The following is a 14,044-nucleotide window of genomic DNA, read 5'->3' as shown; positions in this document are numbered from 1 at the left end:
TCTGGACGATGGACGCAGCCTGGCGTGACGGCCTCAGCCGCCGCAGGGCCCGGCGGCCACCGTCTGCCCGCCGACGAAGACGCGCATCTCGCCCGCGGCCAGCTTCTCCCAGGGCTCGCCCTGCGTCAGCGGCTCGGTGGCGATGACGCAGACGCGGTCCTGCGGCGTGGTCAGCGGCGCAAAGTCGACCTGGAGATCCTCATCAGCCAGCTTCACCGCACCAAAGGGGTGGCGGCGCTGCAGCGCGTGCAAATGGGTGGAACAGTGCGCCCACAGCGCCTGGCCGTTGGACAGCAGCACATTGAAGGTGCCGTGGCGGGCCGGCTGCGGCAGCAACTCGCGCAGCGTGCAGCTCAGCTCTTCGACGCTGGGCACGCCGGCATGGGCCTTGGCCAGTTCCTGCATCAGCCAGCAGAAGGCGAGCTCGCTGTCGGTGTCGCCCACCGGGCGGAAGGCGCCATGCAGGCGCGGCGCAAAGCCCTTGAGATCGCCGTTGTGCGCGAACACCCAGTAGCGGCCCCACAGCTCGCGCACATAGGGGTGGGTGTTCTCCAGCGCGATGCGGCCCTGGGTGGCCTTGCGGATGTGGGCGATGACGTTGTCGCTCTTGATCGGGTAGCGCTTCACCAGCTCGGCCACCGGGCTGCTGCGCGCGCCGTGGTGATCGATGAAGTGGCGCAGGCCGCGGTCTTCGAAGAAACCGATGCCGAAGCCGTCCTTGTGCTCGTCGGCGCGCGTGGCCAGGCCGGCAAAGCTGAACATCACGTCGGTCGGCGTGTTGGCGTTCATGCCCAGCAGCTGGCACATGGCTTCAAACCCTCATTCGAAGATGAGCTTGGTCATGCCGCGCCAGCTGAACAGCCGGCCCGGGCTCTGGGTTTCTTCCAGCACGCCCGACAGGCGCCGCAGGATGCGCGGGCTGCGCTGGCCGCGCCAGACGATGAGATCGGCCAGCCAGGGGTGGTAGTTGACGTGGCTGGCCGATTCATACAGATCGAAGCGCGGCTGCAGCGCCTTCAGTGCCGCCTCGTAGCCCTGGCGCATGGCGCCGTCGTCCGTCGCACCGCGGGCCTCGGCCTGCAGCGCGGCGGCGGCCAGAAGACCGGTCTCCATCGCCTTGCCAATGCCTTCGCCGCTGAAGGCGTAGGTGCTGCCTATGGCCTCGCCGGTGGCCAGCAGGCCGGGGCGCGACCAGCGCGCGCCGCGCAGCGAGCAGCGCAGCGGTGCGCCCTTGATCTCGCCCTGCGGCACGCCGCTGGTCATCAGCTCGGCCGCCGGCGCATAGACCTCGCAGAAGGCATCGAAGAAGTCGCGCAGGTTCACGTCCTGCATGCGGCCCTTGCCCTTGGCGCTTTGCACATGGCTGCCGGTGAGGCCGGCGCCGATGTTGAAGACACCGTTCGGTCCCGGGAAGATCCAGCCATAGCCGCCGCGCAGCCGCGGGTGCCAGATGATCTGCAGCTGCTGGATGCGCTCGCGCAGCCCCTCGTGGCGCACATAGCCGCGCAGCGCAATGCCGCTGGGCGTGTGGCGCTCGCACAGGCCGGCGGCCGTGAGCGCCTGCGGCACGGCGCCAGTGGCCAGCACGACGCGGCGTGCCGTGATCTCGTGGCTGGCGCCGGTGCCGCCCGTCTTGAAGCGCGCGCCGACGACGCGCTCGCCATCGAGCAGCGGCGCCTCGAAGCGCAGCGGCGCCAGCAGGCGGGCGCCGGCGCGTTCGGCGGCGCGCACCAGGATGTGGTCGAGCGTGCGGCGCGGCAACACGGAGAGCGAACCGGGCACATCAATATGGCGCCCGCTCGGCCCTATGCAGCGCACATGCTGCACCGGCTGGGCGTGGGCCGCCACTTCGTCGTAGACGCCCAGGCGGCGCAGCGCGGCGTGGGCGTCGGGGATGAGGCCGTCGCCGCAGACCTTGTCGCGCGGAAAGAGGTGCTGGTCGACCAGCAGCACCTCGCGCCCGCCGGCGGCCAGGTGCTGGGCGCAGGCACTGCCGGCGGGGCCTGCACCGATGACGAGCACGTCGCACTGGTGCGGAAGAAGGGCGTCGGACATGAGGCGCGGATTGTAGGCAGGGCCTGGGGTTGACCGGCCTCAACCCCGAGCGCGCCATGGCGCCGCAAGATGAAGAATCCCAACCCCGGAGTCCGCAGCCATGGCCACCCCTCTCACGGCCGGCCAGCGCGCGCAGCTCGAAGCCGAGCTGACGCGCCGCCAGGGCGAGCTAGCCCGTCGCCTGGCCGACCACCGCGGCGGCCTCACGCGCGCCGAGCGCGCCCACGAATTGCTGGAGCAGGAGGCCGACAACGCCCCCGAGCGCGAGAACGAGCTGGGCCTGGACGGCGCCATCATCGAGATCGAGGCCCGCGAACTCGCCGCCGTGCGCCAGGCGCTGGCGCGGCTGCAGGGCGGCGACTACGGCATCTGCGCCGAATGCGACGGCGCCATCCCCTTCGGCCGCCTGCAGGTCGAGCCCTGGGCGCTGCGCTGCGTGAAGTGCGAGGGGGCGAGGGAGGCGGCGGGGCGCTGAGCCGCCGGCCGCCACGCGCGGAGCCGCCTTAGCCGGCCTTCACCCGCTGCCGCCACGCATGCAGCAGCGGCTCGGTATAGCCGCTGGGCTGCTCCTTGCCCTTGAACACCAGTTCCAGCGCCGCCTTGTAGGCCGCGCTGGTGTCCCAGTGGCCGGCCATGTTCTTGTAGAGCGGGTCGCCCTTGTTCTGGCCGTCCACCACTGCAGCCATGCGGCGGAAGGTCTCGTGGACCTGGGCCTCGCTCACCACGCCGTGCTCCAGCCAGTTGGCGATGTGCTGGCTGCTGATGCGCAGCGTGGCGCGGTCTTCCATCAGGGCCACGTTGTGGATGTCAGGCACCTTGGAGCAGCCCACGCCCTGGTCGACCCAGCGCACCACATAGCCCAGGATGCCCTGGGCGTTGTTGTCCAGCTCCTGCTGGCGCTCGGCGGTGCTCCATTTGGCTTCGGCCACCACCGGCACCGTGAGCAAGTCCTTCAGGATGGCGTCGCGCATCGCGTCGGCGTCGATCTTCTCCATCTCCAGCTGCACCGCCGCCACGTCGACCTGGTGGTAGTGCAGCGCGTGCAGCGTGGCCGCGGTGGGGCTGGGCACCCAGGCGGTGTTGGCGCCGGCGCGCGGGTGGGCGATCTTCTGCTCCAGCATGCCGGCCATCAGGTCGGGCATGGCCCACATGCCCTTGCCGATCTGCGCCTTGCCGCGCAGGCCGCAGGCCAGGCCCACGAGCACGTTGTTGCGCTCGTAGGCCTGGATCCATTCGCTGGTCTTCATGTCGCCCTTGCGGCGCATCGGCCCGGCCAGCATGGCGGTGTGCATCTCGTCGCCGGTGCGGTCGAGGAAACCGGTGTTGATGAAGGCCACGCGGCTGGCGGCAGCGGCGATGCAGGCCTTGAGGTTGACGCTGGTGCGGCGCTCCTCGTCCATGATGCCCAGCTTCACCGTGCTCTCGGCCAGGCCCAGCATCTGCTCGACGCGGCCGAACAGCTCGGCCGCAAAGGCCACCTCGGCCGGGCCGTGCATCTTGGGCTTGACGATGTAGACGCTGCCGCTGCGGCTGTTGACGATGCCGTCCTCGCCGTGGCGCTGCAGGTCGTGCAGCGCGATGGTGGTGGTGACGACGGCGTCGAGGATGCCCTCGGGGATCTCGCGGCCGCCGGCCCACAGAACGGCCGGGTTGGTCATCAGGTGGCCCACATTGCGCAGGAACATCAGGCTGCGGCCGTGCAGGATCACATCCTCGCCGCCGGCGCCGAGGTAGCGGCGGTCGGGGTTGAGGCCGCGCGTGAAGTTCTCGCCGCCCTTGCTCACCAGTTCGGTCAGCGTGCCCTTGAGGATGCCCAGCCAGTTGCGGTAGCCCAGCACCTTGTCCTCGGCGTCGACCGCGGCCACCGAGTCTTCGAGGTCGAGGATGGTCGACAGTGCCGCCTCGAGCACGATGTCGCTCACGCCGGCGGCGTCGCCCTTGCCGATGGGCGTGGTGCGGTCGATCAGGATGTCGATGTGCAGGCCGTGGTGGCGCAGCAGCACGGCGGTGGGCGCCGCCGCGTCGCCCTGGAAGCCGACGAACTGCGACGAATCGGCCAGCCCGACCACCCGGCCCGAGGCCAGGGTGACGAGCAGGTGGCCGCCGTCGACGCGGTAGGCGGTGCTGTCGGCGTGGCTGCCGCCTTCACCCTGATTTGCCAGCGGCGCCGCCTGGTCGAGAAAGCGGCGGGCGAAGGCGATCACGCGCTCGCCGCGCACCGCGTTGTAGCCGCGGCCGCGGGCGGCGCCGTCGGCGTCGGGAATGGCGTCGGTGCCGTAGAGCGCGTCGTACAGCGAGCCCCAGCGCGCATTGGCCGCGTTCAGCGCATAGCGGGCGTTGAGGATGGGCACCACCAGCTGCGGGCCGGCCTGCAGCGACAACTCGGCGTCGACATGGGCGGTGGTGGCCTGTACCTGGGCCGGCTGCGGCTGCAGGTAGCCGATGCCCTCGAGAAAGCCGCGGTAGGCCGCCATGTCGGTGATGGGGCCGGGGTGGGCGCGGTGCCAGCCGTCGATCTGGCTTTGCAGCCGGTCGCGCTCGGCCAGCAGGGTGGCGTTCTTGGGCGCCAGGTCGCGCACGATGGCGTCGAAGCCGGCCCAGAACTGCGCCGGCGAGACGCCGGTGCCGGGCAGCACCTCGTCGTCGATGAAGCGGTGCAGGATGGTGTCGACTTGAAGGCTGTGAACGGTGGTGCGCATGGCGTGGGGTCTCCGACGAATCAGGGGGCGGGGGAAAAGTGGGCCAGCACCTCGCGCAGGCTGCGTCCGGTGAAGCTGGGCTGGGTGTCGAGCTGCTCGGGCGCGGCGCCGGCGCGGTTGACCCACAGCGTGGTGTAACCGAACCAGGTGGCACCGATGGCGTCCCAGGCATTGCTGCTGACGAACAGGATCTCGCGCGCCGCCAGGCCCAGCGCGGCCGGGCCCAGGGCGTAGGCGGCGGGGTCGGTCTTGTAGCGGCGCACCGGGTGTACGCTGATGACGTGGTCCAGCAACTCGGCCAGGCCGGCGCTCTTGACGGCCACGCCCAGCATCTCGGGGTCGCCATTGCTCAGGATGCCGGTGGGCACGCCGCGGCGGCGCAACTCGGCCAGCACCTCGCGGTTCTCGGGGAAGGCGCTCAAGTGGCGGTACTGATTCATCAGCCGCTCTTCGGCGGCGCCGTCCAAAGGCAGGTTCAGGCGCGCCGCGGCCTGGCGCAGGCCGGCGCGGGTCAGGTCCCAGAAAGGGCGGTAGCGGTCGGCGCCGGGCTCGCCAATGCGCGGGCTGCTCATGCTGACGAGGCGGGTGTACTCGATCTGCTTGTCGCGCCACAGCTGGGCCAGGCGCTCGCCGTGGCCAGGGAACAGTTGCTCGGCCAGCAGGGCCACGCTGTAGACATCGAAGAGCGTGCCGTAGGCGTCGAACAGAACGGCCTTGAGTTTCATGGCGGCACTGTATTCGATAAGCCTGCCGGCATTAAGTGCTCTTGAATTTAGGTATTCATGCGTTTTATACGCATAATCGGCTGGCATGGACAAGCTCAAGCAGATCGAGTCCTTTGCCGCCGTGGCCACCAAGGGCAGCCTCACGGCCGCCGCGCTGGCCGAGGGCGTGGCGCCCGCGGTCATTGGCCGGCGCATCGACGCGCTGGAGGAGCGCCTGGGCGTCAAGCTGCTGGTGCGCACGACGCGGCGCATCACCCTCACGCACGAGGGCAGCGCCTTTCTCGAAGATTGCCAGCGCCTGCTGGCTGACCTGGCCAATGCCGAGGCCAGCGTCAGCGCCGGCGGCGTCAAGGCCAGCGGCCATCTGCGCGTCACCGCGCCGGCCGGCTTCGGCCGCCGCCATGTGGCGCCACTGGTACCCGGCTTCGTGGCCCAGCATCCCGACGTGAGCGTCTCGCTCAACCTCAGCGACCGCGTCGTCGACATCGTGAATGAAGGCTTCGACTGCGCCGTGCGCGTGGGCGACCTGCCCGATTCCAGCCTGGTGAGCGTGCGCCTGGCCGACAACCGGCGCCTGTGCGTGGCCGCGCCGGCCTATCTGGAGCGGGCCGGCGTGCCGGCGGCGCCGTCCGAGCTGACCCGCCACGCCTGCCTGACGCTGAGCAGCGACGCCAGCCAGACGCGCGGCTGGGCCTTCACGGTGGAGGGCGAGCTCGTACACCTGCGGCCGGGCGGCCCGCTGGATTGCAGCGATGGCCAGGTGCTGCACGAGTGGTGCCTGCGCGGCCTGGGCATCGCCTGGCGCAGCACCTGGGAGGTCGAGCAGGATGTCGCCGCCGGCCGCCTGCGCGTGCTGCTCGAAGACTTCGCGGCGCCGGCCAACGGCATCTACGCGGTGTTTCCGCAGCGCAAGCACCTGCCGCTGCGGGTTCGCCTTTGGATCGATTTCATCAAGCACAGCTTCGGCGACCCGGCCTACTGGACGGGTACGCCGGCCGGCGGCAGCTGAGCCGCCGGCCGGCCGCAGCGATCAGGCGACGTTGACGCTGATGCGCCGCGGCTGGGCGTGGGCCTGCTTGGGGATGCGCAGCGCCAGCACGCCATCTTTCAGATTGGCCTCGATGCGCGCGCTGTCGAGCTCGCGGCTGAGCGTGAAGCTGCGGCGAAAGCGCGGCAGGCGCACCTCGGCGTAGACGGCTTCCAGGCCGGCGGGTGCCAGCGGCCGCATCTCGGCCTCCAGCGTGAGCGCCTCGCCCTCGATCTCGAGCTTCAGTGCCTCACGGCTCACGCCGGGCAGGTCGGCCAGCAGGGTGATGCCGCCTTCGTCCTCGAAGATGTCGACCGCGGGCAGGGCGGCGCGCGGGGCTTCGGTGGCCGCGCTGCGGTCGGGCAGGTTGCGGGTGGTGTCGCTCATGGTGTTCTCCTTGGCGGGTGCGGGTAGGTCACTGCAGGCATCACTGAACGATGACGCGCTTGGGCTGGGCCGATTCGCGGCGCGCGATGCTGACCTGCAGCACGCCGTCGCGGTAGCTGGCGCTGACCTTGGCCGGGTCGACATCGTCGGGCAGGGCCACGGCGCGTGCGAAGCGGCCGGCGCCGCGCTCGCGGGCATAGACCTTGGCACTGCCCTCGGGCACGCCGCTGGCACGCTCGCCGCTGATGTGCAGCACGCCGCGGTCGACGGTGACGTCGATCTTGTCGGCATCGAGCCCGGGTGCGAAGGCGTAGATCTCGACGCTGTTCGCGGTGCGGCCGATGTTGATGGCCGGCAGCGTGCCGGGCGCGACCGAGCGGATGCTGCTCGGTACACCCGGGTTGGCGAAGATCTCGTCGAGCCCGTCGCGCAGGCGTTCGAATTGGCTGAACAGGCTGTTCGGGTAGCTCAGCAGGGAACCGTACATGGACGACCTCCGTGACAGTGGGGTTGGCGCCGGTCGCGGGGCCTGGATGCGGCCGGCATGTCACGAAGGTAGGTGCGGCGGCACCGCTTTCAAGGCCCGGCAGCCCATCGAAGTGGCCATGAAAAAAGGGCGCCGCAGCGCCCTTGTCTTCAGGCCGGGAGGCCTTACTTCTTCGCGCCGGCCTCGTCGGCCATGCACTTCTTGATGTGGCTCTTCTTGGCCGCGCCGGCCAGCTTCTTGTCGGCGGCCGACTTCTCGCAGGCCGGGCTGGCGGCGGGGGCGGCGGCCTTGGCGGCGCCGCCGGCGTCCTTCTCGCACTTCTTGACGAAGCTGTTCTTGGCGGCGCCGGCGAGCTTCTTCTCGGCGGCCTGGGCGGCGCAGTCGGCGGCGGCAAAGGCCTGGCCGGCGAACAGGCCGCAGACGATGAGGGCGATGGTGCTGATGGACTTCTTCATGGGGTCTTCCTCTCGGGGCTTGTGGATGGTTGTATGTATCGCGAACCTGCCGCCGAAAACGAACGGACGGCAGGCGCTCAACGCGCGAGGTGCGGTCTGCGATGACCGCCGAGCATCGCGCCGGGCGCGGTTGCCGACGTTACAGGATGCGCTGCGGGTGGGCCAGGGCCTCGTGGGCAGCATGCAGCCGCCGCACCAGCACGCGGATGAAGGCCTTGTCGAAGAGATGGCGGGTCGACAGCGACAGCTTCTCCATCGCCTCGGGCGTCATCGACACCGTGGTCGCGGCCTGCGACACCAGCACGTCGGCCGCGTGTACGCGCAACTCGGGGTTGGGCGCCAGGTAGGCCAGCTCGCCCACCGAGCTGCCGGTGCCGAGGGAGGCCACCAGGCGGCCTTCGCGGTAGACCTCCAGCTGGCCCTGGGTGACGATGTGGAAGCTGTTGCCCTCCTGCCCCTTGCGGAAGATGGCCTGGCCATAGGTGTGGCGCTGCCAGGTGGCGCGGCGCACCACCTCCCAGAGTTCGATGTCGCCGAAGCCGGCGAAGAAATCGAGCGAGCGCAACAGCGTGAAGCGCTCGGAGTCGACCACCTCCTGCGTGTTGGCGCGGGGCGCATCGCGCGCCGTGGTCAGCGCCGACAGCGCCTGCGCGAATTCGTCCCAGTTGGCCGGGCGCAGCTCGCGCTCCTTGGCCAGGCCGCGCTCGATCAGCGACTGCAGCGCTGGCGGCACGCCCTCGCGCAGGCTGGACAGCGGCGGCGCACTGGCGTGGTAGATCTGGTGCATGATGGCCTGCTGCTGCTGGGCATCGAAGGGCGGCCGGCCGGCAATCAGGTGGTACATCACCGCCGCCAGCGAGTAGATGTCGGCGCGGCAGTCCAGCGTGTCGCCGTCGAGCTGCTCGGGCGACATATAGGCCAGCGAGCCGACGCGGAAGATCTGCGTGTGGTCGGCGCCCTGGTTGAAGACGCTGCCGAAATCGGTGACCTTGACATCGGTGATCTGGTCGCCCTGCACCGTCACCAGCAGGTTGGCCGGCTTCACGTCGCGGTGGATCAGCCCCTGGCGGAAGCAGTAGCCCAGCGCCATCGCGCACTTGAAGCCGATTTCTATGATCTGCGGTATCGCCAGCAGGCTGTTGGCGCGGCAGTAGCGGCGCAGCGTCACGCCGTCGACGTACTCCATCACCAGATAGGGCGACAGCGGATCGTCCACCGCGTCGAGGATTTGCACCACATTCGGGTGGCGCAGCTGGCCCACCAGCGCCGCCTCGGCGGCGAAGAAGCGCCGCTGCAACGCCGATTCGCGCGAATCGGGCACCAGGCTGGCGCGCACGCGCTTGATCGCCACATCGCAGTTGCGAAAGGGGTCGTGGGCGAGGAAGACCTCGCTCGTCGCGCCCTCGCCCAGCTTGGCCCGCACGCGGTACTTGCCGATCTGCGCCGGCACGTTGGGGCCGGGCTCGGGGATGTCGGAGACGACGTAGTGGGTTTCGCTCATGGCGTTCGCGGGCGGTGGCCCAGGGCGTGTCATCGTATCGCCGCGGCCCTGGCGGCGGGCGGTACAGCTTCGCGCCAAAGGTGGAAAAGTAGAATCTGCCGATGATTCAAGTCAAGCAGGCATTGCGCGAGGCGCTGCGCGGCGCCGTCGATGAGCTGGCGCAGGCCGCCGCGGTGGCGCCACCGGCGGCCGACTTCGAGCTGCCCAAGCAGGCCGCCCACGGCGACCTGGCCATCACGGTGGCGATGCAGCTCGCGCGCCCGCTCAAGAAGAACCCGCGCGAAGTGGCCAGCGCACTGCTCCAGGCGCTGCAGCGCCAGCCCGCGGTGAGCCGCTGGGTGCAGACGCTGGAGATCGCCGGCCCCGGCTTCATCAACCTGCGCCTGAGCGCGGCGGCCAAGCAGTCCACCGTGGCTGAGGTGCTGGCCACCGGCGAGGCCTACGGCCGCCAGGCGCCGAGCGGCCGGCGCGTGATGGTCGAGTTCGTCTCGGCCAACCCCACCGGCCCCCTGCACGTCGGCCACGGCCGCAATGCCGCCTTGGGCGACAGCATCTGCAACCTGCTGCAAAGCCAGGGTGCCGAAGTGCTGCGCGAGTTCTATTACAACGATGCCGGCGTGCAGATCAACAACCTGGGCCTGTCGGTGCAGGCGCGGCTGCGCGGCCTGGCGCCCGGCGACGCTGGCTGGCCCGAGCAGGCCTACAACGGCGAGTACATCGCCGATATTGCGGCCGACTACCGCGCCGGCAAGACCGTGCGCGCCGACGACCGCGGCTACACCGCCAGCGGCGACATCGAAAACCTGCAGGACATCACCCAGTTCGCGGTGGCCTTTCTGCGCCACGAACAGGACCTGGATCTGCAGGCCTTCGGCGTGCACTTCGACCACTACTTCCTTGAAAGCAGCCTCTACAGCAGCGGCCGCGTCGAAGACACGGTGCGGCGCCTGGTCGAATCCGGCAAGACCTTCGAGGAGGGCGGTGCGCTGTGGCTGCGCACCACCGACTACGGCGACGACAAGGACCGCGTCATGCGCAAGCAGGACGGCACCTACACCTACTTTGTGCCCGACGTGGCCTACCACCTGGCCAAGTTCGAGCGCGGCTACACCCAGGTCATCAACGTCCAGGGCACCGACCACCACGGCACGGTGGCGCGCGTGCGCGCCGGCCTGCAGGCGGTGGGCCTGGGCATACCGGCCGGTTACCCCGATTACGTGCTGTACAAGATGATCGCGGTGATGAAGGGCGGCCAAGAGGTCAAGATGTCCAAGCGCGCCGGCACTTCGGTGTCGGTGCGCGACCTCATCGACTGGACCAGCCGCGACGCGGTGCGCTTCTTCCTCATCAGCCGCAAGGCCGACACCGAGTTCACCTTTGACGTCGACCTCGCGCTCAAGGCCAACGACGAAAACCCGGTCTTCTACGTGCAGTACGCGCACGCCCGCATCTGCTCGGTGCTGGCGCAGTTCGGGGGCGACAGAGACTGGGCCGGCGCCGATCTTTCCCTGCTCACCGCGCCCTCCGAGGCGGCGCTGATGATGAAGCTGGCCGAGTTCCCCGAGATGCTGACGCGCGCCGCCACCGAACTGGCGCCGCACGACATCGCCTTCTACCTGCGCGACCTGGCAGCGGCCTTCCACGGCTATTACGGCGCTGAGCGCTTCCTCGTCGACGACGCCGCGCTGGCGCGCGCACGCATGGCGCTGCTGGCGGCCACGGCCCAGGTGCTGCGCAATGCGCTGGCGATGCTGGGCGTGGGTGCGCCGCAGCAGATGCAGCGCGAGGCGCCAGCCGCCGAGGCGGTGCAATGAGCGCGGCCAAGAAGCCCGGCGGCGCCGACAAGGCCAGCGGCGCGCGCCCGCGGCGACAGCGTGGCGGCTTCGTCATCGGCCTCGTCGTCGGCCTGCTGGTTGGCCTGGCGCTGGCGCTGGCGGTGGCGCTCTACATCACCAAGGCGCCTGTGCCCTTCGTCAACAAGGTGCCGCAGCGCACCGCCGAGCAGGACAGCGCCGAGGCCCAGCGCAACCGCAACTGGGATCCCAATGCGCCACTGGCCGGCAAGGGGGCGCCCAAGCCAGCCACGACCGCGCCCGATCCGGCCGCGCCGGCCGCATCTGCCGCCGCAGGCGGCGATGCGGTGGCCACCAAGGCCGCCCCGGCCTCGGCACGCGACCCGGCTGCCATCCTGGCCGGCGGCGGCACGCCCGGCACCGTGCGGGTCGGCGCCGCCTCGGCGCCGGCGGCGGCGGGGGCCTTCGATTTCTTCGTCCAGGCCGGCGCCTTCACACGCACCGAGGACGCCGAGCAGCAGCGCGCCAAGCTGGCCCTGCTGGGCCAGACGGCGGCCATCACCGAGCGCGAACAGGCCGGGCGCGTGGTCTATCGCGTGCGCATCGGCCCGTTCCCGACGCGCGAGGATGCCGACTCGCTGCAGGGCAAACTGCAGGAGCAGTCGGTGGAATCGCAGATCGTGCGCGTCGAACGGCGCTGAACGGCGCGGCGCGGCGGCGAGCGCCGGAACTCGCCCGCGCGGCCCGACTCCATCCCCGATCTCTTACAGACCAAGGCACTTCATGCAAAGGCGCGATTTCTCCCTCCAATTGGCCGCGGCCGGCCTCGGCCTGGGCCTGGCTGGCGGTGCCCGCGCCCAGGCCGTGGCGCCGGTCGAGGGCCAGCACTATGTGCGCCTGGCGACGCCGGTGGCGGTGGCCCTGCCGGCGGCCGACAAGAAGATCGAGGTGGTCGAGTTCTTCTGGTATGGCTGCCCGCACTGCTTTGCCTTCGAGCCCGTGCTCGACAACTGGACGCGCAAGCTGCCGGCCGACGTGGCCTTCCGCCGCGTGCCGGTGGGCTTTGCCGTGCCGCATCAGCTGCACCAGCGCGTCTACTACGCCCTTGAGGAGATGGGTGTGCTGGCGGCCCAGCACCGCCGCATCTTCACCGCCATCCACCAGCAGAACGTGCGCCTGAACACCGAGGCCGAAATCGTTGCCTACATGAAGGGCAATGGCGTCGACGCCGCCAGGTTCACCGAGGCCTTGAAGTCATTCGGCGTCAGTGGCAAGGCGGCCAAGGCGCGCGCCTTGTCCGAGGCCTACAAGATCGATGGGGTGCCGGCCCTCGGCATCCACGGCCGGTTCTACACTTCGGCTTCTTTGTCGGGCAGCCACGAGAACACCGTGGCGGTGGCGGACGTTCTGATTCAGCGCGCCCGCAAGCCCACCTGAGCTGGGCCTAAAGTCACGCCGCCGGACGCGGCGGGCATGGAAGTTGTGGCTATACTGCCATGCAATTTCCATGCCGACATGACCTCCTGCCGCCCCCTCATCCGCCTGTCCAGTGCCCTGCTGGCGGCCTCGCTGTATGGCGCGGTGGCGCCGGCCGGGGCCGAGAAGGCCGACCGCAGCAAGCCCATGGTGGTCGAGGCCGATCGCTCCGGCACCGTCGACCTGCAGCGCGCGGTGCTGGTCTATGCCGGCAACGTCGTCATCTCCCAGGGCACGCTGATGCTTCGCGCCGAGCGCATCGAACTGCGCGAGACGCCCGAGGGCTACCGCGCCGCCACCGCCACCGGCGTGCCGGGCAAGCCGGCGTTGTGGCGCCAGCGCCGCGACGGCGTTGACGAGACGGTCGAGGGCTCGGCTGACCGCATCGAGCTCGACGGCCAGGCCGACACGCTGCGCTTCATCGGCAACAGCGCCGTGCGCCGCCTGCGCGGCAGCGTCGTCGCCGACGAGATCAGCGGCGGCACCATCGTCTGGGACAACACTTCCGAGGTTTTCCGCGTCGAGGGCGGCAGCGCCACGCCGGTCAACCCCACCGGCCGCGTGCGCGCCATCCTGAGCCCGCGCGCCGCCAGCGCCCCGCCGGCCGGGTCGCCGGCCACGCTGCAGCCCAGCCGCGGCCTGGAAGAACGCAGGTGAGCGCAGCCGTTGCCGCCGCCACGGAAGTCGTCGCTGCCACCGGCCTGGCCGCCGCCGGCCTGCGCAAGAGCTTCGGCCCGCGCACCGTGGTCAAGGACGTACACCTGGCTGTGGGCTGCGGCGAGGTGGTGGGCCTGCTGGGCCCCAACGGCGCCGGCAAGACCACCACCTTCTACATGGTGGTGGGCCTGGTGCGCGCCGACGCCGGCGTGATCCACATCGACGGCCAGGCGGTACACGGCCTGCCCATCCATCGCCGTGCGCGCCTGGGCCTGTCCTACCTGCCGCAGGAAGCCTCGATCTTCCGCAAGCTCACGGTGGACGAGAACATCCGCGCCGTGCTCGAACTGCAGGTCGACGCCGACGGCCGGCCGCTGAAGGCGGCGCGCATCGAGGAACTGCTGAACACGCTGCTGGCCGACCTGTCGATAGAAAAGCTGCGCGAATCACCTTCGCAGGCGCTGTCGGGCGGCGAGCGCCGCCGCGTCGAGATCGCGCGTGCGCTGGCCACGCAACCCCGATTCATCCTGCTCGATGAGCCCTTTGCCGGCGTCGACCCCATTGCCGTGATCGAGATCCAGCGCATCATCGGGTTCCTGCGCTCGCGCGGGATCGGCGTGCTGATCACCGACCACAACGTGCGCGAGACCCTCGGCATCTGCGACCGCGCCTACATCATCAGCGAAGGCAGCGTGCTGGCCGAAGGCACGCCCCAGGCCATCGTCGACAACGCCGAGGTGCGCAAGGTGTACCTCGGCGAACATTTCCGCATGTGACCCCAT

General features: G+C 70.3%; 15 protein-coding genes. 7 read left to right on the top strand and 8 right to left on the bottom strand.

What is annotated here, in order from left to right:
* Positions 1–33: 33 nt before the first annotated feature.
* Together JMV16_RS13955 and JMV16_RS13950 are read right to left on the bottom strand one after the other, a co-directional pair.
* Positions 34–807, bottom strand: coding sequence for a class II glutamine amidotransferase (locus tag JMV16_RS13955; protein WP_201494897.1), 774 nt, complete (start codon positions 805–807; stop codon positions 34–36).
* 12 nt (positions 808–819) lie between these two features.
* A complete protein-coding gene (locus tag JMV16_RS13950) occupies positions 820–2,055 on the bottom strand; it encodes an NAD(P)/FAD-dependent oxidoreductase (protein ID WP_201494896.1) in 1,236 nt (411 codons plus the stop codon).
* 100 nt (positions 2,056–2,155) lie between these two features.
* On the opposite strand from JMV16_RS13950, the gene JMV16_RS13945 reads away from it, so the two are divergent.
* Positions 2,156–2,530 (top strand): TraR/DksA family transcriptional regulator, encoded by a 375-nt coding sequence (locus JMV16_RS13945; RefSeq protein WP_201494895.1) that lies wholly within the window; start codon positions 2,156–2,158, stop codon positions 2,528–2,530.
* A 28-nt stretch (positions 2,531–2,558) separates the two neighbouring features.
* On the opposite strand, the gene JMV16_RS13940 is transcribed toward JMV16_RS13945, so the two are convergent.
* Together JMV16_RS13940 and JMV16_RS13935 are read right to left on the bottom strand one after the other, a co-directional pair.
* Complete coding sequence (locus JMV16_RS13940) at positions 2,559–4,754, bottom strand: malate synthase G (protein WP_201494894.1); 2,196 nt, start codon at positions 4,752–4,754, stop codon at positions 2,559–2,561.
* A gap of 20 nt (positions 4,755–4,774) precedes the next feature.
* Entirely contained in the window at positions 4,775–5,479 is a 705-nt protein-coding gene (locus JMV16_RS13935; RefSeq protein ID WP_201494893.1) for a haloacid dehalogenase type II, read from the bottom strand.
* Positions 5,480–5,564: 85 nt separating this feature from the next.
* Between JMV16_RS13935 and JMV16_RS13930 the strand changes: the two genes are divergently transcribed.
* Complete coding sequence (locus JMV16_RS13930) at positions 5,565–6,488, top strand: LysR family transcriptional regulator (protein ID WP_201494892.1); 924 nt, start codon at positions 5,565–5,567, stop codon at positions 6,486–6,488.
* A gap of 21 nt (positions 6,489–6,509) precedes the next feature.
* Here JMV16_RS13930 and JMV16_RS13925 read toward each other — a convergent pair whose 3' ends face one another.
* The 4 genes from JMV16_RS13925 to JMV16_RS13910 form a co-directional block, all read right to left on the bottom strand.
* The gene (locus JMV16_RS13925) at positions 6,510–6,893 is read right to left on the bottom strand and encodes an Hsp20/alpha crystallin family protein (RefSeq protein ID WP_201494891.1); all 384 of its coding nucleotides are present in this window, start codon (positions 6,891–6,893) and stop codon (positions 6,510–6,512) included.
* Between the two features lie 40 nt (positions 6,894–6,933).
* Positions 6,934–7,380 carry an Hsp20/alpha crystallin family protein gene (locus JMV16_RS13920; protein ID WP_201494890.1) on the bottom strand — a complete coding sequence of 149 codons (447 nt, stop codon included), beginning with the start codon at positions 7,378–7,380 and terminating at the stop codon, positions 6,934–6,936.
* Positions 7,381–7,544: 164 nt separating this feature from the next.
* Positions 7,545–7,835 (bottom strand): hypothetical protein, encoded by a 291-nt coding sequence (locus JMV16_RS13915; protein ID WP_201494889.1) that lies wholly within the window; start codon positions 7,833–7,835, stop codon positions 7,545–7,547.
* Positions 7,836–7,974: 139 nt separating this feature from the next.
* Positions 7,975–9,336 carry a serine/threonine-protein kinase gene (locus JMV16_RS13910; protein ID WP_201494888.1) on the bottom strand — a complete coding sequence of 454 codons (1,362 nt, stop codon included), beginning with the start codon at positions 9,334–9,336 and terminating at the stop codon, positions 7,975–7,977.
* Positions 9,337–9,437: 101 nt separating this feature from the next.
* On the opposite strand from JMV16_RS13910, the gene argS reads away from it, so the two are divergent.
* The 5 genes from argS to lptB all read left to right on the top strand — a co-directional run bounded on the left by argS (position 9,438) and on the right by lptB (position 14,038).
* Positions 9,438–11,150, top strand: a complete 1,713-nt coding sequence (gene argS, locus JMV16_RS13905; RefSeq protein WP_201494887.1) for an arginine--tRNA ligase — start codon at positions 9,438–9,440, stop codon at positions 11,148–11,150.
* Complete coding sequence (locus JMV16_RS13900; protein ID WP_201494886.1) at positions 11,147–11,830, top strand: SPOR domain-containing protein; 684 nt, start codon at positions 11,147–11,149, stop codon at positions 11,828–11,830. Before argS ends, JMV16_RS13900 begins: the two co-directional genes overlap by 4 nt.
* 82 nt (positions 11,831–11,912) lie before the next feature.
* Positions 11,913–12,566 carry a thiol:disulfide interchange protein DsbA/DsbL gene (locus JMV16_RS13895; protein ID WP_201494885.1) on the top strand — a complete coding sequence of 218 codons (654 nt, stop codon included), beginning with the start codon at positions 11,913–11,915 and terminating at the stop codon, positions 12,564–12,566.
* A 78-nt stretch (positions 12,567–12,644) separates the two neighbouring features.
* Complete coding sequence (gene lptA / locus JMV16_RS13890; protein WP_201494884.1) at positions 12,645–13,262, top strand: lipopolysaccharide transport periplasmic protein LptA; 618 nt, start codon at positions 12,645–12,647, stop codon at positions 13,260–13,262.
* On the top strand, positions 13,259–14,038 hold the full coding sequence (lptB, locus tag JMV16_RS13885) for an LPS export ABC transporter ATP-binding protein (RefSeq protein ID WP_201494883.1): 780 nt from the start codon (positions 13,259–13,261) through the stop codon (positions 14,036–14,038). Before lptA ends, lptB begins: the two co-directional genes overlap by 4 nt.
* Positions 14,039–14,044: the final 6 nt, after the last annotated feature.

This window comes from Rubrivivax sp. A210, assembly GCF_904426505.1.
Lineage (GTDB): Bacteria > Pseudomonadota > Gammaproteobacteria > Burkholderiales > Burkholderiaceae_C > Rubrivivax.
This window is presented reverse-complemented; position numbering and strand designations above follow the sequence as displayed.